General features: G+C 56.3%; 24 protein-coding genes and 1 tRNA gene. 8 read left to right on the top strand and 17 right to left on the bottom strand.

What is annotated here, in order from left to right; genetic code table 11:
• Nucleotides 1–113 precede the first annotated feature (113 nt).
• The 3 genes from FHC51_RS20455 to FHC51_RS20445 all read right to left on the bottom strand — a co-directional run bounded on the left by FHC51_RS20455 (nt 114) and on the right by FHC51_RS20445 (nt 2,270).
• A tRNA-Pro gene (locus FHC51_RS20455) sits at nt 114–190 on the bottom strand.
• 72 nt (nt 191–262) lie between these two features.
• Nucleotides 263–2,023 (bottom strand): LPS biosynthesis-modulating metalloenzyme YejM, encoded by a 1,761-nt coding sequence (yejM, locus tag FHC51_RS20450; protein ID WP_220436472.1) that lies wholly within the window; start codon nt 2,021–2,023, stop codon nt 263–265.
• 19 nt (nt 2,024–2,042) lie between these two features.
• Entirely contained in the window at nt 2,043–2,270 is a 228-nt protein-coding gene (locus FHC51_RS20445) for a YejL family protein (protein WP_032612681.1), read from the bottom strand.
• A gap of 134 nt (nt 2,271–2,404) precedes the next feature.
• Between FHC51_RS20445 and yejK the strand changes: the two genes are divergently transcribed.
• A complete protein-coding gene (gene yejK / locus FHC51_RS20440; RefSeq protein ID WP_220436471.1) occupies nt 2,405–3,412 on the top strand; it encodes a nucleoid-associated protein YejK in 1,008 nt (335 codons plus the stop codon).
• Between the two features lie 51 nt (nt 3,413–3,463).
• Here the strand turns inward: yejK and rplY are convergent, their stop codons facing one another.
• Nucleotides 3,464–3,748 carry a 50S ribosomal protein L25 gene (rplY, locus tag FHC51_RS20435; protein WP_103180382.1) on the bottom strand — a complete coding sequence of 95 codons (285 nt, stop codon included), beginning with the start codon at nt 3,746–3,748 and terminating at the stop codon, nt 3,464–3,466.
• Between the two features lie 125 nt (nt 3,749–3,873).
• Nucleotides 3,874–5,634 (bottom strand): DEAD/DEAH box helicase, encoded by a 1,761-nt coding sequence (locus FHC51_RS20430; RefSeq protein WP_220436470.1) that lies wholly within the window; start codon nt 5,632–5,634, stop codon nt 3,874–3,876.
• 151 nt (nt 5,635–5,785) lie between these two features.
• On the opposite strand from FHC51_RS20430, the gene rsuA reads away from it, so the two are divergent.
• The 3 genes from rsuA (at nt 5,786) to FHC51_RS20415 (ending at nt 8,382) form a co-directional block, all read left to right on the top strand.
• Entirely contained in the window at nt 5,786–6,493 is a 708-nt protein-coding gene (gene rsuA, locus FHC51_RS20425; protein ID WP_220436469.1) for a 16S rRNA pseudouridine(516) synthase RsuA, read from the top strand.
• A gap of 15 nt (nt 6,494–6,508) precedes the next feature.
• Nucleotides 6,509–7,705, top strand: a complete 1,197-nt coding sequence (locus tag FHC51_RS20420) for a Bcr/CflA family multidrug efflux MFS transporter (protein ID WP_220436468.1) — start codon at nt 6,509–6,511, stop codon at nt 7,703–7,705.
• Between the two features lie 332 nt (nt 7,706–8,037).
• Nucleotides 8,038–8,382 (top strand): YejG family protein, encoded by a 345-nt coding sequence (locus FHC51_RS20415; RefSeq protein WP_103180374.1) that lies wholly within the window; start codon nt 8,038–8,040, stop codon nt 8,380–8,382.
• Between the two features lie 3 nt (nt 8,383–8,385).
• On the opposite strand, the gene yejF is transcribed toward FHC51_RS20415, so the two are convergent.
• The 9 genes from yejF to FHC51_RS20370 form a co-directional block, all read right to left on the bottom strand.
• The gene (gene yejF / locus FHC51_RS20410) at nt 8,386–9,975 is read right to left on the bottom strand and encodes a microcin C ABC transporter ATP-binding protein YejF (RefSeq protein WP_220436467.1); all 1,590 of its coding nucleotides are present in this window, start codon (nt 9,973–9,975) and stop codon (nt 8,386–8,388) included.
• A gap of 1 nt (nt 9,976) precedes the next feature.
• Nucleotides 9,977–11,002, bottom strand: a complete 1,026-nt coding sequence (locus FHC51_RS20405; protein ID WP_220436466.1) for an ABC transporter permease — start codon at nt 11,000–11,002, stop codon at nt 9,977–9,979.
• A complete protein-coding gene (locus tag FHC51_RS20400; RefSeq protein ID WP_114314418.1) occupies nt 11,002–12,096 on the bottom strand; it encodes a microcin C ABC transporter permease YejB in 1,095 nt (364 codons plus the stop codon). The genes FHC51_RS20405 and FHC51_RS20400 overlap by 1 nt, the downstream gene beginning before the upstream one ends.
• Nucleotides 12,097–12,105: 9 nt before the next feature.
• Nucleotides 12,106–13,911: an extracellular solute-binding protein gene (locus tag FHC51_RS20395; protein WP_220436465.1), complete on the bottom strand. Its 1,806-nt coding sequence runs from the start codon at nt 13,909–13,911 to the stop codon at nt 12,106–12,108.
• A 75-nt stretch (nt 13,912–13,986) separates the two neighbouring features.
• Nucleotides 13,987–15,543 (bottom strand): cyclic di-GMP phosphodiesterase, encoded by a 1,557-nt coding sequence (locus FHC51_RS20390; protein WP_220436464.1) that lies wholly within the window; start codon nt 15,541–15,543, stop codon nt 13,987–13,989.
• Between the two features lie 181 nt (nt 15,544–15,724).
• On the bottom strand, nt 15,725–16,294 hold the full coding sequence (gene mepS / locus FHC51_RS20385; RefSeq protein WP_103180364.1) for a bifunctional murein DD-endopeptidase/murein LD-carboxypeptidase: 570 nt from the start codon (nt 16,292–16,294) through the stop codon (nt 15,725–15,727).
• A 404-nt stretch (nt 16,295–16,698) separates the two neighbouring features.
• Entirely contained in the window at nt 16,699–17,424 is a 726-nt protein-coding gene (locus FHC51_RS20380; protein ID WP_220436463.1) for a phosphatase PAP2 family protein, read from the bottom strand.
• A 33-nt stretch (nt 17,425–17,457) separates the two neighbouring features.
• Nucleotides 17,458–18,444, bottom strand: coding sequence for a GTP-binding protein (locus FHC51_RS20375; protein WP_114386082.1), 987 nt, complete (start codon nt 18,442–18,444; stop codon nt 17,458–17,460).
• A gap of 123 nt (nt 18,445–18,567) precedes the next feature.
• On the bottom strand, nt 18,568–20,034 hold the full coding sequence (locus FHC51_RS20370; protein WP_220436462.1) for a mannitol dehydrogenase family protein: 1,467 nt from the start codon (nt 20,032–20,034) through the stop codon (nt 18,568–18,570).
• A 205-nt stretch (nt 20,035–20,239) separates the two neighbouring features.
• Here FHC51_RS20370 and uxuA point away from each other — a divergent pair, with 205 nt between their 5' ends.
• Nucleotides 20,240–21,430 (top strand): mannonate dehydratase, encoded by a 1,191-nt coding sequence (uxuA, locus tag FHC51_RS20365; protein WP_103825002.1) that lies wholly within the window; start codon nt 20,240–20,242, stop codon nt 21,428–21,430.
• 128 nt (nt 21,431–21,558) lie between these two features.
• Here uxuA and yeiP read toward each other — a convergent pair whose 3' ends face one another.
• Nucleotides 21,559–22,131: an elongation factor P-like protein YeiP gene (gene yeiP, locus FHC51_RS20360; protein WP_103825003.1), complete on the bottom strand. Its 573-nt coding sequence runs from the start codon at nt 22,129–22,131 to the stop codon at nt 21,559–21,561.
• Between the two features lie 163 nt (nt 22,132–22,294).
• Between yeiP and FHC51_RS20355 the strand changes: the two genes are divergently transcribed.
• Nucleotides 22,295–22,549: a YkgJ family cysteine cluster protein gene (locus FHC51_RS20355; protein ID WP_220436461.1), complete on the top strand. Its 255-nt coding sequence runs from the start codon at nt 22,295–22,297 to the stop codon at nt 22,547–22,549.
• Here the strand turns inward: FHC51_RS20355 and setB are convergent.
• Both setB and FHC51_RS20345 read right to left on the bottom strand, forming a co-directional pair.
• A complete protein-coding gene (gene setB, locus FHC51_RS20350; protein WP_114386086.1) occupies nt 22,546–23,727 on the bottom strand; it encodes a sugar efflux transporter SetB in 1,182 nt (393 codons plus the stop codon). The genes FHC51_RS20355 and setB overlap by 4 nt on opposite strands.
• A 46-nt stretch (nt 23,728–23,773) precedes the next feature.
• Nucleotides 23,774–24,064: a hypothetical protein gene (locus FHC51_RS20345; protein ID WP_220436460.1), complete on the bottom strand. Its 291-nt coding sequence runs from the start codon at nt 24,062–24,064 to the stop codon at nt 23,774–23,776.
• A 21-nt stretch (nt 24,065–24,085) separates the two neighbouring features.
• Between FHC51_RS20345 and fruB the strand changes: the two genes are divergently transcribed.
• Both fruB and fruK read left to right on the top strand, forming a co-directional pair.
• A complete protein-coding gene (fruB, locus tag FHC51_RS20340) occupies nt 24,086–25,216 on the top strand; it encodes a fused PTS fructose transporter subunit IIA/HPr protein (RefSeq protein WP_220436459.1) in 1,131 nt (376 codons plus the stop codon).
• The gene (gene fruK, locus FHC51_RS20335; protein ID WP_103180352.1) at nt 25,216–26,154 is read left to right on the top strand and encodes a 1-phosphofructokinase; all 939 of its coding nucleotides are present in this window, start codon (nt 25,216–25,218) and stop codon (nt 26,152–26,154) included. The genes fruB and fruK overlap by 1 nt, the downstream gene beginning before the upstream one ends.
• Nucleotides 26,155–26,168 lie beyond the last annotated feature (14 nt).

The following is a 26,168-nucleotide window of genomic DNA, read 5'->3' as shown; positions in this document are numbered from 1 at the left end:
GTGTGGTTAAAAAACAGGCAAATCAGGTATGACGCGCCTGCCTGGCATGATGCTCCCGGGTGGACGACACAAAAAAAAACCAACCGCGAAGGTTGGTTTTTTTGAGGAATTTTTGGTCGGCACGAGAGGATTTGAACCTCCGACCCCTGACACCCCATGACAGTGCGCTACCAGGCTGCGCTACGTGCCGACATGTGAAATTCATACTACCTATTTCCGCATTTATTGCAAGGGTGGTGCAGGCTAACTGATTAATATTAAATCAGTTAGCAATAAACCGTTTCTCATCCGTCAGCACCTGTAGCAGCAGGCTTAACTGCGGCGTCTGGTCGTTGAGTTTCTCACCCTGCGGATTATAGGTTTTGTAATTACCGTTACTGTTCAGCACCAGCGTCAGGGTTGGCGTTGTGACGGCCAGCGTGTTGTTGCTGGCAGCCGTCACCCAGTTATGACTACGCGTTGCGCTGAACAGGTCCTGACCCTGGGAATACTCATTAGCTGGCGTGCTGACGTGGAGCAGACGCTGCATCAGGGTGGTCATCACATCTTTATGATCGGTCAGCATGTTAATGCGCTGCGACGGCGTACCAGGCCAGTGGATCACCAGCGGAACATGCAGGCGAGGGCGCGCCCAGTCAACATCGTTGCGCTCGCTGCCCAGCGGTACGCCATGGCCAGCGGTGATCACCACCACGGTATTCTCCAGCTTGCCGGATTCACGCAGCGCGTCCAGCACCCGGGCAATCTGGGTATCGACATTGCCTGCGGCCTGCGCATAGCGGCGGTTGAAGGTTTTCTGGTTACTGTCATCCAGCGTCGTGCCGTTCAGGGCAACCCAAGAGAACCAGCGGTTGTCGTCCTGGGCATAACGGTGCAGCCAGCTGATCCACTGCCCGGCGGTCTGTTCGTCGGACTGGCTCTGCGTGGTCGGCAGTGAGAAGTCGGACAGCAGCGCCTGGCGATAGAGCGGACTGCTGAAACCATCTGAAGAGAACAGCCCCAGCTGATAGCCCTGCTGGTTGAGCCCGGTAATGAGCGCGGCAGGGATACGCGATGACAGCACGCCGTCCATATAGCCAGGTGAAATGCCGTAGAACAGGCCAAAGATCCCGGCATCGGTCGAGTTACCGGAGCTCATATGCTGGGTAAAGCTGATGTTCTTCTCGGCGAACTCCGCCAGCGCCGGCATCTGTTTCTCAAAGCGCGAGTAGTTCAGGCCGTCGACGGTGATCAGCAGAACGTTTTGTCCCTGACCCATGTCACGGTAGCGCAGATCGCTCAGCGGATACTGCACCGATACCGCTTCAGGATCCCCTTGTTCAATCAGGCGGCGCTGATACTCCTGCGCATCCAGCAGACCGTGTTTCTCCAGGAAGCGACGGGCGGTCATCGGATAGGAGAGCGGCAGGTTCGCGCGCTGCATGGTGATGGGGCGGTAGAAGTTGGCGTCTGCCCAGATATACATAAAGTGCGAGCCAATAAAGGCCACAAAAAAGAGGGCGGCCACCGGTTTGGCGTAGCGACGGCGCCGCGTCAGGCTGCGCAGTTTTTGCCAGCTCCAGGTGGCAAACAGCATCTCAATCAGCAGGATAATCGGCACGCTGATGAACATCAGTTGCCAGTCGCGCGCCGTTTCGTTCTGGTCGGGATTGATCACCAGTTCCCAGACGACGGGATTAAGATGCAGGTGAAAACGGGTAAAGACTTCGCTGTCAATAAGCAGCAGCGTCATGCCTGCGGTGGCGAGAATAGCGGAGATAAACCGCATCAGCCGCTGTGACATGACGATGAACGTCAGCGGGAAGAGGATCAGTAAATAGGTGGAGAAGACCAGAAAGCTGAAATGGCCAATGACGCTTATCCAGGAGAAGACCCGTCCGGCAAGCGTCGTCGGCCAGTCGGCGACAAACAGATAACGACTGCCAAGCACCATCGCCAGCAGAATGTTAAACAGGGCAAACCAGTGCCCCCAGCTAACCATCTGGGAGACTTTTTCACGGTAGCGCTGACGATTCGTCACCATAAACTGTCGTTCGTTTCCCTTAGTGCGCCTGGTCGTCGTTAACCGAGGACTGTAAGGCCTGAGCGAAAGATTTCGCGATCGCCTGGCGCTGGGCCGGCGCAACGCTGGTATTGATAAGGTTAGTCACCATATTTCCCAGAACCATCAGGGAAAGGTCGGTCGGTGCCTTATGTTTTTCCAGTACGTTGAGCAGCTCACTGAGCATTTGTTCAACGTGTTCATCACTGTAGCGGGAGAGTTGTGGCATAAATCTAAATCTGTTTGTGGAGGAAAGGGCAACATATTACCGTAGCAACAGCTTTTTTTCCCCTTTTTTATCTTCGGTTGCATACATGACTGGGGGGTGGTTGAATACGGCCCGGTCTAAAAGGAGAGTTTAACATGAGTCTGGATATCAACCAGATTGCCCTGCACCAGCTTATCAAGCGTGATGAGCAAACCCTTGAGCTGGTGCTGCGCGATTCGTTACTGGAACCGACGCCTACCGTTGTTGACATGATGGCGGAGCTGCATCGGGTTTACAGTGCCAAAAACAAAGCCTACGGCCTGTTCAGCGAAGAGAGCGAACTGGCGCAGGCGCTGCGCCAGCAGCGTCAGGGTGAAGACGATTTTCTCGCGTTCAGCCGGGCCGCCACCGGCCGCCTGCGCGATGAGCTGGCAAAATACCCCTTTGCCGATGGTGGCATCGTCCTGTTCTGCCACTATCGTTACCTGGCGGTCGAGTACCTGCTGGTGGCGGTGCTGAACAACTTAAGCAGCATGCGCGTCAACGAGCAGCTGGATATCAGCTCGACCCACTATCTGGACATCAACCACGCGGATATTGTGGCGCGTATCGATTTGACCGAATGGGAAACTAATCCTGAATCCACCCGCTATCTGACCTTCCTGAAAGGCCGGGTAGGGCGTAAGGTGGCCGACTTCTTTATGGATTTCCTCGGTGCCAGCGAGGGGCTGAATGCCAAAGCGCAGAATAAAGGCCTGCTGCAGGCGGTAGATGACTTCACCGCAGAAGCCGAGCTGGACAAAGCGGAACGCCAGAACGTGCGTCAGCAGGTTTATGCCTACTGCAACGAACAGCTGCAGGCGGGCGAAGAGATTGAACTGGAGTCGCTCTCCAAAGAGCTGGCGGGCGTCAGCGAAGTGAGCTTCCAGGAATTCACGGCAGAGAAAGGCTACGAGCTGGAAGAGAGCTTCCCGGCGGATCGCAGTACGCTGCGTCAGCTCACCAAATTTGCCGGTAGCGGCGGCGGATTAACCATCAACTTTGATGCCATGTTGCTCGGCGAGCGCATTTTCTGGGATCCGGCGACCGACACGCTGACCATTAAAGGCACGCCGCCAAATCTGCGGGATCAGCTGCAGCGTCGCACCTCTGGCGGCAAATAACGGCCATAAAAAAACCCCGCAATGCGGGGTTTTTTTTCGACAAGTTTGCGATTAAGCGCGAACGAAGTCGATGTGAGTCAGTTTTGGCTTGAAAGCGTGACGCTGTACTGCCTGAGCTTTAACTTTCTCTTCTTTACCGTCAACAACCAGAGTCAGCACTTCGCTGTAGAATTCAGCGTTGTTCTGCATGTTCCACACTTTGTCGTGGTCCAGTTCGATTGCGACAGGAGCAGCTTCGCCGCCATAGATGATGGCCGGGAATTTGTTAGCTGCGCGCAGGCGGCGGCTCGCACCCTTACCCTGCTCTTTACGTACTTCTGCATTGATAGTGAACATTGATTTCTCTCTGTATAAAAAATCCTGCTACAGGCGACCCAGCAACAGGTGAGTGTTCTGCCTCACGGATGTGAAGCGGGCGGCATTTTATACTCAAATGGCTTTCACATCAATGAAAAGTCCCGCTATCCCCGCAATTCATTGGCACGGCGGAAGCGGCCCTCATAATCAAACACTTTTTCTCGCACCTGCCAGAACTGCCCTTTTTTCCGCGCCACCACAAAATCCGGGTGACGCAGTAGCGGCTGTTGATGAACGATATCCGCCGCGGTGATCCAGCGCAGCGGTACACCGGGCGTACGGGTATGCGGGCGGATAAACAGTTGTTCAAAGGCGGTGCGCTGGGCGGGCGTGTGCAGACGGAAGCGCTCACTTACATCGGCGCCATCTTCGTCGTAGTAGGTGACTTTCAGCCATTCGCCTTTATCATCGGCACCGTGTGCCAGCGCCATTCCACTGCAGCGCAGCACCAGGGCGTCCTTCAGCTTCAGGGCCGCTTTCAGCATATCGTCGGGATCGACCAGCACCGCATCGCACGTGCGGCAGCGGCGGGCGGCGATATCGTTCTCGGCGTTGCACTGGGGGCAGTTTTTAAAGCGGAAGCGATAGTCACACTGTTCGCGATGGCCCTCGTCATCTTCAAACCAGCCCTGGCAGCGACGGCCAAAGTGTTCAATTAGCGTGCCGTCGGCGGTGGTTTTACCCCAGAAGGTATTGGCAAAGCCGCAGGCGGGACAAAACACCTGTACCGGCACGTTGTCACTTTTGCCTTTTGGCACACCCACTTCCGGGGCATACAGGTCATGCGGGTTCCCGGCATAATCCAGGATCAGGCAGTCGGTTTTACCGGGGGCCAGTCGCAGGCCGCGGCCAACAATCTGCTGGTAAAGGCTGACGGATTCGGTCGGGCGCAGAATGGCGATCAGATCGACGTGCGGGGCATCAAAGCCGGTAGTAAGCACTGACACATTGATCAGATAGCGGAACTGCTGCGCCTTAAAATCCTCAATCAGCCGGTCGCGCTCGCTGCCCGGCGTTTCGCCGGTGATAAGCCTGGCCTCGCTGGCAGGCAGCAGGCCGGTGATTTCCCGGGCGTGCTCCACGGTGGCGGCAAAAATCATCACCCCTTTACGTTCGGCGGCAAACTCCATGATCTGGCTGATGATATGGGGAGTGATACGATCCTGCTTTTTCAGCTCGCGGTTGAGATCCGCCTCGCTGAACAGGCCGTTACTCTGCACCTGCAACCGGCTGAAATCATACTGCACCACCGGCATATCCAGCCGCTCCGGTGGGGTAAGGTAGCCGTGTTTGATCATGTAGCGCAGCGGCAGCTCGTAAATGCAGTCGCGGAACAGCGCATTTTCATTGCCGCGCACCATGCCGTGGTAATGGAAGCGATAAATCCAGCCTTTGCCGAGGCGGAACGGCGTGGCGGTGAGCCCCAGCAGGCGGATCTGCGGATTCACGCTCTTCAGGTGAGTTAAAATCTGCTGATACTGGCTGTCGTCGTCATCGCTGATACGGTGGCATTCGTCCACGATCAGCAGCGAGAATTCGCTCTGAAACTTGTCCAGGTTGCGCGCCACCGACTGCACGCTGCCGAAGACCACTTTGCCGTGGCTCTCTTTACGCTGTAGACCGGCGGCAAAAATATCAGCCTCCAGACCCAGCGCCAGATATTTGGCATGGTTCTGCGCCACCAGCTCTTTGACGTGCGCCAGCACCAACACGCGGCCCCGGGCCAGGCGCGCCAGCTCGGCGATCACCAGGCTTTTGCCCGCGCCGGTGGGCAGGACAATGGCCGCCGGTTCTTTATGCTGACGAAAGTGGGCGAGGGTAGCGTCCACGGCTTCTTGCTGGTAAGGGCGAAGTGTAAAGGTCATGGGGTCTCGGTTTGGTTATCTCGCTCATATTATGCCACGAAACTTTTTCCCTTGAGTGGCGCACAGAGCCCGTTATACTTGGCTGTTCCTGACTGCTTCTTTTCCGGACGCGTTGTCCGGCTCCTGGCACCTTTAAGGCTTAAAATATTTCATGCGACTTGATAAGTTTATCGCTCAGCAACTCGGCGTAAGCCGCGCTATTGCCGGGCGTCTGATCCGCGCCAACCACGTTACCGTGGAGGGTGATATTGTGCGAGACAGCGCGTTCAAACTCCAGCCTGACCATCAGGTTGAGTACGAAGGCAATTCGCTGACGCAGCAGAATGGCCCGCGCTACTTCATGCTCAATAAACCGCAAGGCTATGTCTGCTCTACCGACGATCCCGACCATCCCACCGTGCTCTATTTTCTCGATGAGCCGGTTGCCCACAAACTGCATGCCGCCGGGCGTCTGGATATCGATACCACCGGCCTGGTGCTGATGACCGACGACGGTCAGTGGTCACACCGGATCACCTCGCCACGCCACCATTGTGAAAAGACCTATCTGGTGACGCTGGAAAATCCGGTGAGCGACAGTACGGCAGAGCAGTTCGCCCACGGCGTTCAGCTGCATAATGAAAAAGATCTGACCAAACCTGCCGTGCTGGAAGTCATTACCCCAACCGAGGTGCGTCTGACCATCAGCGAAGGGCGCTATCATCAGGTGAAGCGCATGTTTGCTGCCGTGGGAAATCACGTTGTCGGTCTGCATCGCGAACGGATCGGGGCTATCACTCTCGACCCGGACCTTGAGCCAGGCGAATACCGCCCGTTAACGGAAGAAGAAATTGCCAGCGTTAGCCTCTCTTCACGCTAATTTCAGGAGTTAATTGTGACCACCAGGCCACACTCGTCGTTCAGCATTGTTTTTATTCTTGGCCTGCTGGCCATGCTGATGCCGCTGTCCATCGACATGTATCTGCCTGCACTGCCGGTGATCGCCGAGCAGTTTGGCGTGCCGGCAGGCAGCGTACAAATGACCCTCAGCAGCTATATTCTTGGTTTTGCCCTCGGTCAGCTGCTTTACGGGCCAATGGCCGACAGCCTGGGGCGCAAACCGGTGGTGCTTGGCGGCACGCTGGTGTTCGCCGGCGCGGCGATGGCCTGCGCGATGGCGCAATCTGTCGATCACCTTATTGTGATGCGTTTCTTCCACGGCCTGGCGGCTGCGGCGGCAAGCGTGGTCATCAATGCCCTGATGCGCGATATCTACCCGAAGGAGGAGTTCTCCCGCATGATGTCATTCGTCATGCTGGTGACCACCGTCGCGCCGCTGGTGGCGCCAATGGTCGGGGGGGCGGTGCTGGTCTGGTTTAGCTGGCACGCTATTTTCTGGATCCTGGCGCTGGCGGCCCTGCTGGCCTCGGCAATGATCTTCTTCTTTATTAAAGAGACCCTGCCTGCACAACACCGGCAGAAGTTTCATATTCGCACCACGCTTGGCAACTTTGCCTCGCTGTTTCGCCATAAGCGCGTGCTGAGCTACATGCTGGCCAGCGGTTTCAGCTTTGCCGGGATGTTCTCATTCCTCAGCGCCGGGCCGTTTGTCTACATTGAGCTTAACCATGTCTCACCGCAGCAATTTGGCTATTATTTCGCGCTGAACGTGGTATTCATCTTCGTGCTGACGATGATCAACAGCCGCTTCGTGCGCCGGGTAGGGGCACTGAATATGTTCCGCATCGGGCTGTGGATCCAGTTCGTGATGGCGGTGTGGATGGTGGTGACCGCTTACTTTGATGTCGGATTCTGGGCGGTGGTGATCGGTATTGCGGCGTTTGTTGGCTGTATATCGATGGTCTCGTCCAACGCAATGGCGGTCATCCTCGACGAATTCCCACATATGGCTGGTACCGCCTCTTCACTGGCGGGGACTTTCCGCTTTGGTATTGGCGCCATTGTCGGCGCGCTGCTTTCACTGGCGACGTTTAACAGCGCCTGGCCGATGCTCTGGTCAATTGCGCTGTGCGCCACTGGCTCAATTCTTTTCTGCCTTTACGCGAGTCGGCCAAGAAAATCGGTGAACTGATGCACAAAAAAGGGCTCTGTCGGAGCCCTTTTTTGATACAGGTCAACCAGGATGCGGTTCACTCACCTCATGTTTGTTTCTTTTATGTAAAATCTATTTGTGTAAATAGTCACAGCTTTGTAGTTAAAAAGGTTGTGTTAGATCACAGAAACGGGTACATATAGCGCCGCTACAACCCTGAAACACCGCCAGAAAGCCCTGAAAAACAAGACGTCTGAACCCATAAATCCTGGATGTAAGCGTTTTCTTACTAAAAACAGAGCAGGCGGTTAATGTTGTGTTACTATAAATGTAAATAGATTGTGAAGTAAATTTGCTTCCGGGGAATAAACGTGAATACATTACAGCTCTCAATTGTGCATCGCTTGCCGCAGAGCTATCGCTGGTCGGCGGGTTTTGCAGGCTCGAAAGTTGAACCGATTCCGCAAAGCGGAACAACCCCTGATAATTGTCTGGTGGCGCTCAAACTGCTGAGCCCGGAAGAGGGCAACGCATGGCCGCTGATGGAAAAGCTGAGCCAGGCGCTGACGGATATTGAGCTTTACAGCTCGGTACTAGAGTGCGAAGGCGAGCCGTGCCTGTTCGTGAAAAGCCAAGATGAGTTTGCGGCAACCTGTCGCCTGAAAAACGTCGGCGTGGCTATCGCCGAGCCTTTCTCTGGCCAGAATCCTTTCTGAGCGTCAGCGTAACGCTAACAGCTGACGCGTATACTCCTGCGTCGGCGCGGCAAAGACGCGCTGACAGTCTCCCTGCTCGACCACCTCTCCCTGACGTAACACAATCACCTGGTGACATAGCGCACGTACCACCTGCAAATCGTGGCTGATGAAAATATAGGCCAGACGGTGTTTTCGCTGTAAATCTTTCAACAGCGCCAGGATCTGCGCCTGAACGGTTTTATCGAGGGATGAGGTCGGCTCATCCAGAATTATCAGCTCCGGGCGCAAAATCAGCGCGCGGGCAATGGCGATCCGCTGCCGCTGGCCGCCGGAAAAGGCGGCGGGGTAACGATGCCGGGTCTGCGGGTCGAGCCCCACTTCGCCCATTACCCGAATCACCTCCTCTTCACGCGCCTGCAGGCTAAGATTGGGCTGGTGTACCCGCAGCCCCTCCTCAATGGTCTGCTGCACGTTAAGGCGCGGGTTAAGAGAAGAGTTAGGATCCTGAAAAACCACCTGCATCCGGTGGCGGACGGGTAACATCTGGCGGCGATCCCACTCATGCAGGGGCTTGTCGTCAAACAGGATCTCCCCCTTTGAGGCGATCAGGCGTAACAGTGCCAGCCCGGTGGTGCTCTTGCCGGAGCCGGACTCACCCACCAGCCCCAGGGTCTCACCCGGGCGCAGGGTAAAGCTGACGTTGTTCAGCACCTGCTTGTTATCCACCACCCGGCGCAGGATGCCTTTACGTAGCGGAAAAGCCACCGAGAGATCCTTCACCCGCAGCAGCGGCTGAACATCTTGCGGCAGTGGGATGGGATCCCCTGCGGGCTCGCTGTTGAGCAGGCGTTGGGTGTAGGAGTGCTGCGGTGCGGAAAGCAGCGGCGCGGCGCGGTTCTGCTCCACGCAGCGACCGTTCTGCATCACCGCCACCTGGTCGGCCAGCTTTCTCACAATGCTGAGATTGTGGGTAATAAACAGCAGGCTCATGTTCAGCTCGTCGCGCAGCTCGCGTAACAGCTGCAGGATCTGCGCCTGCACCGTAACATCCAGCGCGGTGGTGGGCTCATCGGCGATGAGCAGCTCCGGACGGGTCAGCAGCGCCATGGCAATCATCACTCGCTGGCGCTCACCGCCCGAAAGCTGGTGCGGGAAATCGGCAAGCCGTTTTGCGGCGTTGCGGATCCCGGTGCGTTCGAGGCAGTCCAGCATCTCTCCCCGAGCGGCCTCTTTACGCATCCCGCGGTGCAGGGAGAGCACCTCGTAAAGCTGTTTTTCAAGGGTGTGCAGCGGATTCAGCGACACCATCGGCTCCTGGAAGATCATGGCGATCTTATTGCCGCGCACCCCGCGCAGCGTGCGCTCGTCAGCATGCAGCAGGGACTGGCCGTGAAACAGGATATCGCCCTGGGGATAGACCACCGGCGGGGCGGGGAGCAGACGCAGGATCGACAGGGCGGTGACGCTCTTCCCGGAACCTGACTCACCGACCAGCGCCAGCGTCTCGCCGGCGTCAATTTTCAGGGAGATATCATTCACCACGGTGCGTAGCTCGTCCTGCTGGCGAAAAGCAACGGAGAGCGCGTCGATGTGAAGCAGAGGCTGGGTCATCTTAAACCGCCTTATTTGGATCAAAGGCATCGCGTACCGCTTCGCCAATAAAAATCAGCAAAGAGAGCAGTACAGCAACGGAGAGGAAAGCGGTGATCCCAAGCCACGGCGCCTGCAGGTTATTTTTGCCCTGCAACAGCAACTCCCCCAAGGAAGGCGAGCCCAGCGGCAGGCCGAAGCCGAGAAAATCGAGCGAGGTGAGGGTGGTAATAGAGCTGCACAGAATAAACGGCAGGAAGGTGAGGGTGGCGACCATCGCATTAGGCAACATGTGGCGGAAAATGATCCCGCGATCGCTCACCCCCAGCGCCTGGGCGGCGCGAATGTAGTCGAAGTTGCGGGTGCGCAGGAACTCCGCCCGCACCACACCTACCAGCGCCATCCAGCCAAACAGCACCGTGATAGCCAGCAGCCACCAGAAGTTAGGCTGCACCACGCTTGAGAGCAGAATAATTAAAAACAGCGTTGGCATGCCGGACCAGACTTCGATAAACCGCTGTCCCCAGAGATCAATCTTGCCGCCGTAATAGCCCTGGATCGCCCCGGCCAGCACCCCCATGACGCTGGAAAACAGGGTTAGCAGCAGGCCAAACAGTATAGAGATGCGGGTACCGTACAGAATACGCGCCAGCACATCGCCGCCGTTGGCATCGGTGCCCAGCCAGTTTTGTGCCGAGGGTGGCGACGGGAACGGGGTGGTAGTGGCAAAGTTAATGCTGTTGGCGCCAAAGCGGACCGGCGTCCAGAGCACCCAGCCGTGCTCATTTAATTGCGCCTGTAGCCACGGATCCTGATAATCCGCCGCGGTAGCAAAGGGGCCACCAAAGTCGCTCTCGCTGTAATCCTTGAAAACCGGCACGTACCAGCGATCGTTAAAGTGCACCAGCAGCGGTTTGTCATTGGCGATGATCTCCGAACAGAGGCTCAGCGCAAAAAAGAGGGCGAAGATCCACAGCGACCAGTAGCCGCGGCGGTTGTGACGAAAGCGAGCCCAGCGGGCCTGGTTGACGGGGCTTAAGCGCAGCATCAGCGACCCTCAAAATCAATACGCGGATCGACCAGCGTATAGCAGATATCACTCAGGATATTCAGCAGCAGGCCAATCAGAGTGAAAATATAGAGCGTGCCAAACATCACCGGATAATCCCGCGAAACGGTGGCCTCATAGCCGAGCAGTCCCAGGCCGTTGAGGGAGAACATCACCTCAATTAACAGGGAACCGGTAAAGAACATGCTGATAAAGGTGGCCGGAAAACCGGCGATCACCAGCAGCATGGCATTGCGAAAAATATGTTTCCACAGGATGCGCCGCTCGCTCACCCCCTTGGCGCGGGCGGTGACCACATACTGCTTGCGGATCTCATCGAGAAAGGCGTTTTTGGTCAGCATAGTCAGGGCCGCAAAGCCGCCGATCACCGTCGCCAGCACCGGCAGGGTAATGTGCCACAGGTAGTCAGTTATCTTTTTGTACCATGGCAGGCTGCTGAAATCGGTCGAGACCAGCCCGCGCAGCGGGAAGAGATCGAAGTAGCTCCCCCCGGCGAAAAAGACAATCAGCAGGACGGCAAACAGGAACGCCGGGATGGCATAGCCAATAATAATGAAGGTGCTGCTCCAGATATCGAACCGGCTGCCGTTATCCATCGCCTTACGAATACCTAACGGAATGGAGACCAGATAGATGATCAGTGTCCCCCATAGCCCCAGAGTAATGGAGACCGGCAGGCTCTCTTTAATCAGATGCAGCACCGACGCGCTGCGGAACAGGCTGTCGCCAAAATCGAAGCGCAGATAGTCGCCCAGCATTTTGAAGTAGCGTTCATGGATCGGTTTGTCGAAGCCGTACCGCTGGGTGATCTCGGCGATCACCTCCGGATCGAGCCCGCGTCCGCCGCGATAGTGGCTCTCATTGATATTGCCGACCCCGGTGCGGGCGTGGCTGGCGCGCATGCCCGCATCGCCTCCGCCGGGCATCGTCCCGCTGTTGCCGAACTCAATGGCGGCAATGGCCTGATCCACCGGGCCGCCCGGAGCAATCTGCACGATAAAAAAGTTGATGGTGATGATCGCCCACAGGGTGGGGATCACCAGCAGTAAACGACGAAGTAAATATGCGCCCATTGCGATCCCTTAACGCCGTTCGGCGGGTAATTTCGCCGCTTTGTTAACGTCATACCACCAGGTATCAAACCCGAGAGAATAAACCGGGCGCTGGGCGGGAAGGGCGAACTTATCCCAGCGGGCGACCCTGTCTTCCCCCATAAACCACATTGGCAGCATGTAATAGTTCCAGGTCAGAACCCGATCCAGCGCCCGGCCAAGCGGTACCAGTCTGGCTTTATCCCCCTGCGCGGCGACAATTTGCGCAATCAGGTTATCCACCGCCGGGTTTTTCACCCCCGGTGAATTGTAGGTGGAATCAATGTACTGAGAGGCCCAGGAGATTTGCAGATCGCTGCTCGGCCACGGCATGGCCCGCCACAGGCGAGGCATCATATCGTAATCGCGGTTGCGCATCCGGTTGGTGAGCTGTGAATTATCCACCTGGCGGATATTCAGGGTAATGCCCAGCCGCGCCAGGTTGTGCTGGAACGGCAGTACCCACTGATTGTTCCCGCCGGAGGCCAGCAGCAGTTCAAAACTGAGCGGTTTGCCGGTTTGCTTATTGACCCGCTGCTTATTTCGGATGACCCAACCCGCCTCGTCCAGCAGCTGGCTGGCTTTCAGGAGATTGTTACGATCAAAGCCGTCGCCTTTCGAGACGGGGGGCTGAAAGCGAGTCGTAAACACTTCCGGGGGAACCGCATTTTTTAACGGGCCGAGGAGCGTCAGCTCCGCGGCATCCGGGTAGCCCTGGGCGGCATACTCGGTATTCTGGAAATAGCTGTTGGCACGGCTGTAGGCGCCATAAAAGAGCGCCTTGTTCATCCACTCAAAATCGAAGGCGAGGGTAATGGCCTGGCGAACGCGACGATCGGTAAATACCGGGCGCTGAATATTAAACGCCAGCCAGCGCGTGTCCTGCGCGGAATCATTTTTCAGCGCCTCTTTCACGATAAAGCCGCGATCAAAGTTTTTTCCGCTGTAGCGTGTGGCCCAGTTTTTGGCGCTGCTCTCGACCCGCATATCAAAGGCACCCGCTTTAAAGGCTTCGAAGGCCACGTTGTCATCCAGATAGTAGTCGTAGCGCAGGGTGTCGAAATTCCAGCGGCCCCGGTTTACCGGCAGGTTTGCCGCCCAGTAATCTTTTACCCGGGAATAAATCACATATTGGCCCATCCGCCAGCTGGTGATGCGATACGGCCCGCCAGCCAGCGGTGGGGTGGAGAGCGGGTCGCTGAGCTTATGATCTTTCCAGAACTTTTCCGGCATCACCGGCAGGGTGAGCAGGCTCAGCATGTCCTCTTTATTAGGACTGGCAAGGGTAATGCGCACCGTCAGCGGCGCGATGGCCGTCACCGTCGCCCCTTTGTAGACCAGCCGGAACTGGGGAACGCCCTCGGTCATAAATTTATGGAAGGTGAAGGCGACATCGCTGGCCTTGACCGGCGTACCGTCATGAAACCGCGCCAGCGGGTTGATGGTCAGCTCCATCCAGGAGAAATCATCGGCATAGCGGGCGGTTTCAGCCACCAGCGGATAATAGCTGCCGGGCTCGTCGTCTGAGGTGGTAAAGAGGGTATCGTAGAGGGCGTCGGTTCTTTCTGCCGCCACGCCGCGCAGGGCATAGCGGTTGAAATTATCGAAGGTGCCATTTGCCGCCAGGGTCACCGCGCCCCCTTTTGGCGCGGCGGGATTGACGTAATCGTAGTGATCGAAATTGCTGGCATATTTTGGCTCGCCAATAACCGCGAAGGCGTAGCTCTCTTTAATGGTTTGCGCCTGACTAAACCCGCTTATCAACGCCACCATCAGCACCACAATGCGCACTATCATTACGCTACGTTTTCCTTATCTGTTCTGCCCGGGCAAGATACCAGAATAATAAGTGACGTAGCGGTGGTTGGGCAATTATTCGCTATCAAGGTGAATATCAGGTTGCCAGTTCAGGAACTGCTCCAGGGGCAGGGGCCGGCTTATCCAGTAGCCCTGCAGCAGATTGACGTCGTGATCGCGCAGCCACTTCGCCTGCTCGGGAGTTTCGACACCTTCGGCGACGGTCACCATATTCAACCGCCGGGCCAGGGTCAGCACCGCATCCAGTACCGGGGAGGTGACAGTTTCCATCCCGATAGCATTCACGAAACCCCGGTCGATTTTGAGGTAGTCCATGGTAAAACGCTCAAGGTAGATCAGGGCGCTGTGTCCGGTGCCAAAATCATCCACCGCGATTTCAAAACCTTCCAGATGCAGCCACTCAAACAACTTTGTCGCTTCCCGTTGATTGAGCATGTCGCGCTCGGTAATTTCGAGCACAATCTGGAAATGATCCGGCGGCAGCGAGGCGGCAAACTTGCGCATGTCATCTTTAAAGCTGTCGGCGTGCAGATGGCCTGGCGAAATATTAATGCCCAGCTTGGAGCCTGGCGGCAGCCGTTTCGCTAATGCCGGTGCATCGCGCAGGATCAGGTCGAAAAGGTGCAACGTCAGCGGCACAATCAGTTGCTGGGCCTCTGCGAAGTTAATAAAGGCATCCGGCGGGATCGCCCCCGCGCCGGGATGCTGCCAGCGCATCAGCACCTCCACGCCCCGCATCTGCAAATCGCTGGCACCCACCACCGGCTGGTAGACCACATGAAACTGATTCTGCTTAATACCGGTGAGGATCTCTTTCCGCGGGTTGGCGCGCATCATCAGCCAGTAGAAGCAGAGCACCCCGACGCTGGAGCCGCACAACAGACCAAACAGCAGCGCGAAGACCAGATCTTCCATCGTCCAGCTTTCGGCGTAGAGATTAACGGTGAGCGGCAGTCCTTCAATTTTGCTTGAGCGCGCAGGGCGCTCTTTCAGCTCCGAAACGTGGGTGATGCGGTTTGAATAGGTGGAAAAAACCGTATTGCCAATGATCAAGGAAATACCGGCAAACTCATCCTGGCGAGCGGTATAAAGCAAATAAGGGGTCAGGTTGAGGTTAATAGAGGTAAATATCCCGCCATCTTTCATCAGCAGATTACGATGCCACAACACAATGGCCGGTTTTTTCGGCATCATTGGCGTACCCGGCAGCAGGGCCATATCTACCGCTTTAGTTGCGTCAATTTCCGGCACCAGTTCGCTGAGCGCGACATGCATCGGCCCGGTTGCTGATGAGCAGAAGGCCATTTTATCTTTCACCAGCAGAAAGGCGCGGACGTTCAGGCTGAATGACGCGCGGGAGGTGAGTTCAGAGCGTACATCCGGGCACTCGCTGAGCGTCAGCGGCTGTAATTCATCAACAGAAACGCGCAGCTCTTTAAAATAACTTTCCATGTAGTCATGGAGGTCTTTAATCAGATTATCGTATTTTACTTCGCGTTTATGGTAACTGAAAAAAAACTGCATACCGCCGCAGAGCAGGGCGACGATAAGAGCTGAAAGTACGCTGAGCATCAGCACCTTTCGGCGGGAAGATAAATGGCGGGTAAACATAAATGTTATGAGATCCTGATTTGCCGCCCGCATTATCATGACGGCTAAACTCACGCAACAACAAAACTATAGCCTGGAACGAGCCGTCCAGACTTATCGCGTCCTGCGATAAAAAAAAAGCACTGCAATAGCAGTGCTTTTTTCCATGCTGTCAGTCAAGGGAAACGGACAGCACAGGCGGTTAACTGCGAGTCAGTACACGACGCGCTTCATTGTAGCGCTTCTTCCAGTATGGCTCGTTCATACTGGAGATCGTCACACCACTGCTGGTGGACGCGTGAACAAACTGGTCGTTACCAATATAGATGCCGACATGACGGCCGGTTGAACCCGCACGGAACAGAACTAAATCGCCGGTACGTAAGCTGTTACGTGAAATCGATTTGCCCATTTCCTGTTGTTCATAGGTTGAACGCGGAAGTTCTAAACCAAACTGTTCGCGGAAGGTACGCTGTACGAAACCGGAACAATCAATGCCTTTACGTGTTTCGCCGCCCAGGCGATAGCGCACGCCCTTCCAGCTGGCATACTGGTCCATTAATCGGGATTTGATATCCAGATTGCTGACCATCTTTTCAAATTCATCCTGAGAAGCTTGCAGTGAAGAGGCGTCTTCTGACCCCACAACACGCGTCTCAGGATGCATATTCTTTGCGGTGTTCGATGCGCTACAAGCTGAAAGCAGAACCGCGACTGCAATCGCCGGGATTACCCGTGAGAAGTATCTCAAGATCGGTTGAGATTTGACCATGTTGTTTATTTTCCCTTGAAGTCCTTAACGACAAATATCGTTATAAAAAATGCCAAGCGAGACGAGACTAAATACCTGCGCACTATCAGACAATTCTTTATGGTCAAATCTGTGGCGAATCGCACAAATTTATTTACAACGATAATAATTGTGGCGCTGAGGTAAAACGAGTCTGAGATTACCTGATTGAGACAGGTATTGCGAGTAAAAATACTCAATTTTTTTATAAGGAAATATGATAGTAAAAGTAACTTGACGGGAACGTGGTCAGACAGGGTGATTTAGGTTAAGTAATGTACAACGCGTTAATTTCTAACGTTATTAATATGACAAGAAGATGACAAAGACGCTGAAGTCGAGGGAAAAATCTATCAGGGATCGGTTATGATCCCTGATGGTTATTGTTAATTTCGGTTAGTAACTTGTTTCGATTTTGTTGTATTGCCGGGCAGGTAACGATTAAAGAAGGCGATTAAACGCTCACACAATGGCGTCATCAGGCACCACGGAAGCCCAATCAACGCCACAGAAAGGGATCCAACGGCAATATCAGTAAACCAATGCGCACCGATCATTACCCGAGGGAATGCGAAAACCACAAAAATAATCAGGGCTAATACGAAAGTCTTATGGCCGAAATAACGCCACATAAAAGCGCTGAAAATAAGCAGCATCATTCCGTGATCGCCTGGGAAACTGTCTTTAGAGGCATCTTTTGTCGAAATATGCAGCAATTCACTGACGCGGTAAATATCCGGGAAAAATAGCGTCGGACTTGAGCGTTTCACCGGTATTAGGGCCTGCGCCAGCTGGTTCAGCACCACTGCGGTCAGTAGCATCACCAGGCCAATCATCAGAATACGTCGGCGCCCGGCGGGACTCTCTTTTCGCCAGAACGTCAGCATCAGATAACCCATCGCCAGCAGCGAGCAGCCGTCAAAGGCACGGTTATTGGTAATTGCTACCAGCCACAGGAAGGCGCGGTTCTCTCCCAGCTGCCGGTTAAAGAAGTGGAATATCCCGCTATCCAGCGGGAACCAGAAACCGTGGTTGACCGGCAGATACCAGGATAAAAAGAGCGCCACACCGGCGACATTAAGCAATAAAATGGGGAAAAATCGGGTTTTCATCATTACGCCGTAAGTAGTTCAATCAGGGCAACGTTAGTTCCCCGAACTTAAACGAAGCTTCAACAAGCTCGACTGTAAGGCATTCCAGTCGGTGTTAACCGCACTAATTAACTCTATTCGGCTGTCCGGCGGTGCCACACCCTGCGTTTCGATGAAGAAATCTTCTCCCTGACGATTAATCCGTACCAGCCCATCGGGGGTACGCATTACCCCTTTCACCCGTTCAACCGGCGCAAGCCGCGCCCACTCCAGTAAACCGATGGTATCGAAGCAGGTGTCAGCGTCGAAGACCCAACCACAGGCCTGATGCCCCTGGCCGCTGTTCAGGCTGCGACGCCAGCGCTGGTGCGCAGGCAGACTCAGTGCCGCCAGACCCTGTTTTTCGCCGTGGCTGTGGGAATGGGCTGCGCTGGCGGGCAGTTCAGCAAGATTACGCCGCGGCAGGTCGAGCAGGGCATTGTCCACATTCCCCTGGGTGGTGTGCGCAAGCTGACGCTCGCCGCCGAAGTGCTGCCACCAGAGTTCCAGCGCGGCGCGGCTTTCCGGGGTGGCGCGGTCCTCTTTATTGGCAATGATGATGTCGGCGGCCGCCAGCTGGTCGCGGAAATTCTCGTTCTGGACAAACTTTTCGTCCAGCAGCTGACGGGGATCGAGCAGGCACAGGGTGGCGCGTAAATCGATCCACGGCTCATAGACCGGAGCGGTCAGCAGGTCGAGGATCTGCTTCGGATGACCGAGCCCGGTAGGTTCAATCAAGAGTCGGTCGGGCTTGCCCTGTCGCAGCAGGGTATTCAGCCCCACCTGCATCGGCAGGCCGTTGACACAGCACATGCATCCCCCTGGGATCTCCTTTATCAGCGCCCCGTTATCGGCCATCAACGCGCCATCAATGCCGATCTCGCCAAATTCATTGACCAGCACGGCCCATTTTTCGTCAGGATCTTTATTGGCCAGCAGGTGCAGTATCGACGTGGTTTTCCCGCTGCCGAGAAAACCGGTAATGAGGTTGGTTTTAGTCACAGGTGCTCCAGGGTGATAAATGTAATGCTATAACAATTATCAATAATCCTGGCGGAAAAGAACAGCCTTGGAAAGGGGAAGGGCGAACGGGAGACTCCCCGCTCGCCTTAAGCGCAATAAAGGTTAAAGCGACAGCGTGTCGATAATCGCCTGGCGCGCGCCCGACTGGCTGATACGCTGGTAAGCCTTGGTGATGGCCTCCACGAACTGAGGATCCTGAGGCAGGTCGTGGCCAAAAATTTCATTCAGCGCCAGCAGGGCGGCCACGCGCTCCTCCTCGCTGCTGGTCTCAATGATGGCGCGAATTTTATCGCTCAGCGGATCGCGCACGTCAATGGCATTGCCCGCATCATCCACGCCGCTGACGTAGCGCATCCATCCGGCGACTCCCAGCGCCAGCAGTGGCCAGGCGGTGTCGCGCTGCAGGTGGAGGCGGATACTCTCCAGCATTCGCTGCGGCAGTTTCTGGCTGCCGTCCATCGCAATCTGCCAGGTGCGGTGTTGCAGTGCCGGGTTGGCGAAGCGGTCAATCAGGCTGTCGGCGTAGGCGATCAGATCCACTCCGGTGATGCGCAGCGTCGTCGCCTGTTCGTTAAGCATCAGACGACGGGCGGCGTCACGCAGCGCGCTGTCGGCCATGCAGTCGTTAATATGGGCGAAACCGGCCAAATAGCCGAGATAGGCGAGGAAAGAGTGGCTGCCGTTGAGCATGCGCAGCTTCATCTGCTCCCAGGGGAGGACGTCCTGCACCATCTGTACTCCGGCCACTTCCCACTCCGGGCGACCGGCAACAAAGTTATCTTCGATCACCCACTGAATAAACGGCTCGCAGCTAATGGCGCATGGATCCTCGACGCCCACTTCGCGGGCGATTTCCGCAAGGGAGTCGTCGGTGGCGGCGGGTACGATCCTGTCCACCATCGTGCCCGGGAAGCTGACGTTGGCGGCGATCCACTCCGCCAGCTCTGGCGAGCGCTTGTGGGCCATCCCCAGCACCGCATTTTTCACCACGTGGCCGTTGTCCGGAATGTTATCGCAGGAGAGCACGCTGAACGGTGCCAGGCCGCGCTCGCGGCGGCGATGCAGAGCTTCGACCAGGATACCCGGCGCCGAGTGCGGCATTTCGGGGTACTCCAGATCGTGAATAATACGTTCGTTGCGGGTATCCAGCTTGCCGGTGGCCGGATCGATGCAGTAACCCTTTTCCGTGATGGTCAGGGAGACGATCGCCACCTGCGGCTCGCAAAACTTCTCAATAATGGCCGCCAGCGAATCGAGTTTAGCGTTCAGGCATTCATGTACCGCCCCGACGATAATCGGCTGATTTCCGTCGGCGCCTTTTTCCAGCACCGTAAAGAGATGATCCTGCGCGCGCAGCTGGCTCATCAGCGTATCGCCGCTAAACAGGCTAATCTCACAGATCCCCCAGTCGCCGCCTTTGGCGTTCAGCACCCGGTCGGTCAGGAGTGCCTGATGGGCGCGATGAAAGGCGCCAAAGCCGAAATGGACGATACGGGAGCGTAACGCCTGACGATCGTACTGCGGCTGCAACACGTGAGCGGGAAGCGCGGTGGAGGCAATTGTCTTCATGAAATAAACACCTGATTAACCATTAATTAACAAGGTGAGTGTAAAGTTATATGACAACAAATTGAATTGGTAAGCCGTAAATATCCGGGAACTGTGAGATGGATCAATCAATATTGCGAGGCGAGTTGACCTGTTTCCGCATGCATGTATGGTAGTCGTCATCACATGACGAAATATTGGTATAACAACTTTTGAGGGTGAATCGATGGAACAAACCTGGCGTTGGTACGGACCCAAAGATCCTGTTTCTCTTGATGACGTGCGTCAGGCTGGCGCAACGGGCGTTGTCACCGCGCTACACCATATTCCTAACGGTCAGGTGTGGCCGGTAGAAGAGATCAAAGCGCGTCAGGCGCTGCTGGCCGAAAAAGGCCTCACCTGGTCGGTGGTGGAGAGCATTCCGGTTCACGAGGAGATTAAAACCCACTCCGGCGACTATCAGACCTGGATCGCCAACTACCAGCAGAGCATTCGCAACCTCGCGGCCTGCGGCATTGACACCGTATGCTACAACTTTATGCCGATCCTCGACTGGACGCGTACCGACCTCGAATATCAGCTGCCGGATGGTTCAAAGGCACTGCGTTTTGACCAGATCGCCTTTGCCGCGTTCGAGCTGCACATCCTGAAGCGTGAAGGCGCAGCGGCTGACTATACTGCAGAAGAGCAGCAGCAGGCGCAGGCGTGGTTCGATGCGGCAAGCGAAGCGGATATCGAAAAGCTGACCCGCAATATCATCGCCGGTCTGCCGGGGGCGGAAGAGGGCTACACCCTCGACCAGTTCCGCGCGCGCCTGGCGGAGTATGGCAACATCGACAAAGCCCAGCTGCGGGAAAATATGGCCGTCTTCCTGCGCGCTATCGTGCCGGTGGCGGAAGAGGTGGGCGTGCGTCTGGCGGTTCACCCGGACGATCCACCGCGTCCTATCCTGGGCCTGCCGCGTATCGTCTCCACCATTGAGGATATGCAGTGGCTGAAAGAGACGGTCGACAGCATCAGCAACGGCTTCACCATGTGTACCGGCTCCTACGGCGTGCGGGCCGACAACGACCTGGTGCAGATGATTGAAACCTTCGGCGACCGCATTCACTTTACCCACCTGCGGGCAACCTGCCGGGAAGAGAATCCGAAGACCTTCCACGAAGCGGCGCACCTCGGCGGTGACGTGAATATGGTGGCGGTCGTGGATGCCATTCTGCGTGAAGAGAAGCGCCGTAAGCAGGCGGGGGATCTGCGTCCTATTCCGTTCCGTCCGGATCACGGGCACCAGATGCTGGACGATCTGCGTAAGAAAACCAACCCGGGTTATTCGGCCATTGGCCGTCTGAAAGGGATGGCGGAAGTGCGTGGCGTGGAGCTGGCGCTGAAGATGACCAAATATCCTGAGCTTCTTTAAGCCTTGATGCCCGGTGGCGCTGCGCTTACCGGGCCTACAAAAAAAAACCGGCCAATGAGCCGGTTTTTTTATGCGTGCTTTTGTAGGCCGGGTAAGGCGAAGCCGCCACCCGGCAAAACAGCCCGCACTTAGTCAGCACGGCCCATATAACGTTTTTCTTCGATATGGATGCGGATTTTCTCGCCTGCGGAGAGGTATTCCGGCACCTGCACGACCAGACCGGTGGTCAGGGTTGCAGGTTTGTTACGTGCAGACGCGGATGCGCCTTTAATGCCCGGTGCCGTATCCACGATCTCCAGATCGACGGTCTGCGGCAGCTCCAGCGCCAGCAGAACGCCATCCCAGGTCAGAACCTGCATATCCGGCATGCCGCCTTCCGGAATAAACAGCAGCTCTTCTTCGATCTGATCTTTGGTGAAGATGTATGGCGTGTAGTCTTCTTTATCCATAAAGACATATTCGTTGCCGTCAACATATGAGAAATCGACATAGCGACGGGTCAGGGTAACGGTATCCACGATATCGTCGCCTTTGAAACGCTCTTCAACTTTCAGACCGGTACGTACATCGGCGAAACGCATTTTGTACAGCGTTGCTGCGCCACGGGCGCTGGGTGCCTGAATATCGATGTCTTTTACAATCAGCAGTTTGCCGTTGTAATTCAGCACCATACCTTTCTTAATTTCGTTCGCTCTTGGCATTGCAGTAATCCTGTTAACGGGAAGGTCAAAAATATCGCGTCAAAGTACTCGCGCGCGGCATTTCAGGCAAGCGGATTTCGCGGCTTTTGCTATCAATACGCAAAAGGTGTTACTGTGCCCGTCACGCCCGCGGGAGCGGCTTTCTTTCAGGTAAAGTACGAATATGGATTGCCGTCCGGACTGCGGAGCATGTTGCACCGCCCCCTCCATCTCCAGCCCCATTCCCGGGATGCCCAACGGCAAGCCTGCCAATACCCCTTGCGTGCAGTTGGACGCGCAACAGCGCTGCAAAATTTTCGGCTCTAGCTCGCGGCCCAAAGTCTGTGCTGGCCTGCAGCCGTCGCGGGAGATGTGCGGCGATACGCGCGGCCAGGCCATGACCTGGCTGCTCGAACTCGAGGCGCTTACCGCGCCTTAAATGTCCTTTATACGCGTCAGACAGATCGTCGTAGCGATGCACATCCCCAGCGCAATCCAGAATACCGCGTGATAACTCCAGATCTCGGCCACGACACCCGCCACGGAGCCTGCGATGATCCAGCCGACGCGGGTGGTGTTGGTATAAAGCGTGGTGGCCGCACCCGCCTGACCTGGCATCAGATCCTGGAAATAGAGCATGCCGATCCCGGCGAGAATGCCAATATAAATGGCGTTCAGCAGCTGTAACCCCAGCAATACTACTGGCGTGTGCGCGGTGAGCATCCCCACGTAAAACAGCAAACCGGCAACGGCGGCAACGCGCATCAGGAAGCGCTTACCGAAGCGTTTTGCGTAGTAGCCAGCAATCAGCATCGTCGGGATCTCCAGCCCGGCAGCGGTTCCCATCATTACTCCCGCCAGCTTCTCGGAGAGATGCAGCTCATTAATGATAAACAGCGGCATATTAATGATATAGAGGCTGTTGGTGCCCCACATTAAGGTGCAGATGGTAAACAGCAGCAGGGCGTCGCGACGGTTGCGGCGCGGCGACTCCAGCACCCCGGTTGCCAGCTTCGGCTCCTTGCGCATCGTCGGCAGGAAAAACCAGACCATCGCGCCGCAGACCACAAACGCCACGGCGGCGCTGATATACATCACCGGGAAGCCAAAGCCCATCGCCAGTGCATAGGCCACCGGCGGCCCCACGACCCAGGCCAGCGACACCTGGGCACGCAGGATCGAGCTGAACATCACCGCCTCGCGACCGGTATGGTCGGCATGTTCGCGGGCGAGGGCAAACAGCTGCGGGTTGGCGGTAGAGCCAAAGCTGCTAAGGAATACGCCGACAAACAGCAACACAAAGTAGTTACGGTTCCAGGCGAAGAGCAGGCAGGCCAGGACACCCAGCAGACAGCAGAAGACGATTAAGGATTTGCGATCGCCCCGCTTGTCTGAACGACCGGCCAGGAACTGGCTGACCAGGATGCCGATAATGGCGCTACCGGTAAAGAAGAAGCCGACCATGGCCGGGCGGGCATGCACCTCGTTGGTAAGGAACAGGCTCAGCGTCGGAGTCTGTAACGCGCCGGCAATGCCGGTAAGGAAAGCAACAATTAAAAACGCTGATGAGGTCAAATCAAATGACTTCGGTGAGGCGGCTGCGGGCGTGGTGTGCATGTTTCTGTATCAGTGATATGAAGAGACGCGGAGTTTACGCCGCTTGTCATAAAATAAACAGATACCCTCGCCAATTACCCCACAAAAAATCAAAACAGGTTTTTATTCCGCCGCTGCGCTTGCTGAAGTTGCTGAAGCCGAGCGGCTGTACGCCCCCGGAAGGCAGCGGCCTGCAGCAAAAATGTGCTGTAACTCTAAATTCTGCATGCTGAAATGCAGCTTTACTTGCAAGGATGCCTGGAAAGCGCAAGACTTCTTGAAACGTTTCAGCGCTAATTGGTTTACCTAACCCAAACGGATTGGCGCCTTTTTTCACATTTAAGCTGAAACGATTCAATTTCAGCAGGAGTGGAGAACCATGTTCCAGTTATCCGTGCAGGACATTCATCCCGGCGAACAGGCCGGTACTAAAGAAGAGGCTATCCGGCAGATCGCAGCCGCGCTGGTGCAGGCGGGCAACGTCGCTAACGGCTACGTTGACGGCATGCTGGCGCGTGAGCAGCAGACCTCAACTTTCCTTGGCAATGGCATCGCCATTCCGCATGGCACCACCGATACCCGCGATCAGGTGCTGAAAACCGGCGTTCAGGTCTATCAGTTTCCGCAGGGCGTGCTCTGGGGTGAAGGCCAGGTGGCCTATGTTGCCATCGGCATTGCCGCCAGCAGCGACGAACACCTCGGTCTGCTGCGTCAGCTGACGCACGTCCTGAGCGACGACGCCGTGGCTGAACAGCTGAAATCCGCCACCACCGCCGAAGAGCTGCGCGCCCTGCTGATGGGTGAAAAGCAGAGCGAAGCCCTGAAGCTGGATAACGAGACGCTGATCCTCGACGTAGCCGCCTCCGATCTGGTGACCTTACAGGCGCTGAACGCCGGTCGCCTGAAAGAGGCCGGTGCAGTGGATACCGCCTTCGTGGCCCACGCCATTAACGATAAACCGCTGAATCTCGGTCAGGGCGTCTGGCTGAACGACTGTGCTGAAGGCAACCTGCGCAGCGCGATCGCCGTCAGCCGTGCGGCAACCGCATTTGATACCGCCGGTGAAACCACGGCGATGCTGGTGACCGTCGCCATGGCCGATGAACAGCCGGTTGAGGTGCTGAAGCGCCTCGGCGACCTGCTGCTGAACAAAAAAGCTGAACAACTGCTGAAAGCCGATGCCGCAACCCTGCTGGCGCTGCTGACCAGCGATGATGTGAACACCGATGAACTGCTGAGCGCCGAGTTTGTGGTGCGCAACGAACATGGCCTGCATGCCCGTCCTGGCACCATGCTGGTCAATACCATTAAACAGTTCAACAGCGACGTGACCGTGACCAACCTCGACGGCAGCGGTAAACCGGCCAACGGCCGTAGCCTGATGAAAGTCGTGGCGCTGGGCGTGAAGAAAGGCCATCGCCTGCGCTTCACCGCGCAGGGTGTGGATGCTGAACAGGCGCTGAAAGCGATTGGCGAAGCCATCGCGGCGGGTCTGGGGGAGGGCGCATAATGAGCAGACGTGTTGCCACTATTACGCTGAACCCGGCTTACGACCTCGTGGGCTTTTGCCCGGAAATTGAACGCGGCGAAGTCAACCTCGTGCGTACCACTGGCCTGCACGCGGCAGGTAAAGGGATTAACGTTGCTAAAGTGCTGAAGGATCTGGGCATCGACGTTACCGTCGGCGGTTTCCTCGGCAAAGACAACCAGGATGGTTTCCAGCAGCTGTTCAGCGAGCTGGGGATCGCCAACCGTTTCCAGGTGGTGCAGGGTCGTACCCGCATCAACGTGAAGCTGACCGAGAAAGATGGCGAAGTCACCGACCTGAACTTCTCCGGTTTTGAAGTCACCCAGGCCGACTGGGAACGTTTTGTGAATGACTCCCTGAGCTGGCTGGGTCAGTTCGACATGGTTTGCGTCAGCGGCAGTCTGCCGTCCGGCGTCAGCCCGGAAGCCTTTACCGACTGGATGACGCGTCTGCGCAGCCAGTGCCCATGCATCATCTTTGACAGCAGCCGCGATGCGCTGGTGGCGGGTCTGAAAGCCGCACCGTGGCTGGTGAAACCTAATCGTCGCGAACTTGAGATCTGGGCAGGCCGTAAACTGCCAGAATTAAAGGATGTGATTGAAGCCGCCCATGCGCTGCGTGAGCAGGGTATCGCTCATGTGGTCATCTCCCTGGGGGCAGAGGGCGCGCTGTGGGTTAACGCCTCCGGCGAATGGATCGCGAAACCACCGTCGATGGAAGTGGTCAGCACCGTCGGTGCCGGCGACTCGATGGTTGGCGGGCTGATTTATGGCCTGCTGATGCGCGAATCCAGTGAACATACTTTACGTCTTGCCACCGCCGTTGCAGCCCTGGCCGTCAGCCAGAGCAATGTCGGTATTACCGATCGTACCCAGTTGGCCGCGATGATGGCGCGCGTTGACTTAAAACCCTTTAACTGACAGCAGGAGAGGCA

The sequence above is a fragment of the Leclercia sp. EC_58 genome (genome assembly GCF_019584355.1).
Classification (GTDB): Bacteria; Pseudomonadota; Gammaproteobacteria; order Enterobacterales; family Enterobacteriaceae; genus Enterobacter.
Note: the sequence above shows the minus strand (reverse complement) of the source record. Positions and strands in the feature narration are given on the sequence as shown.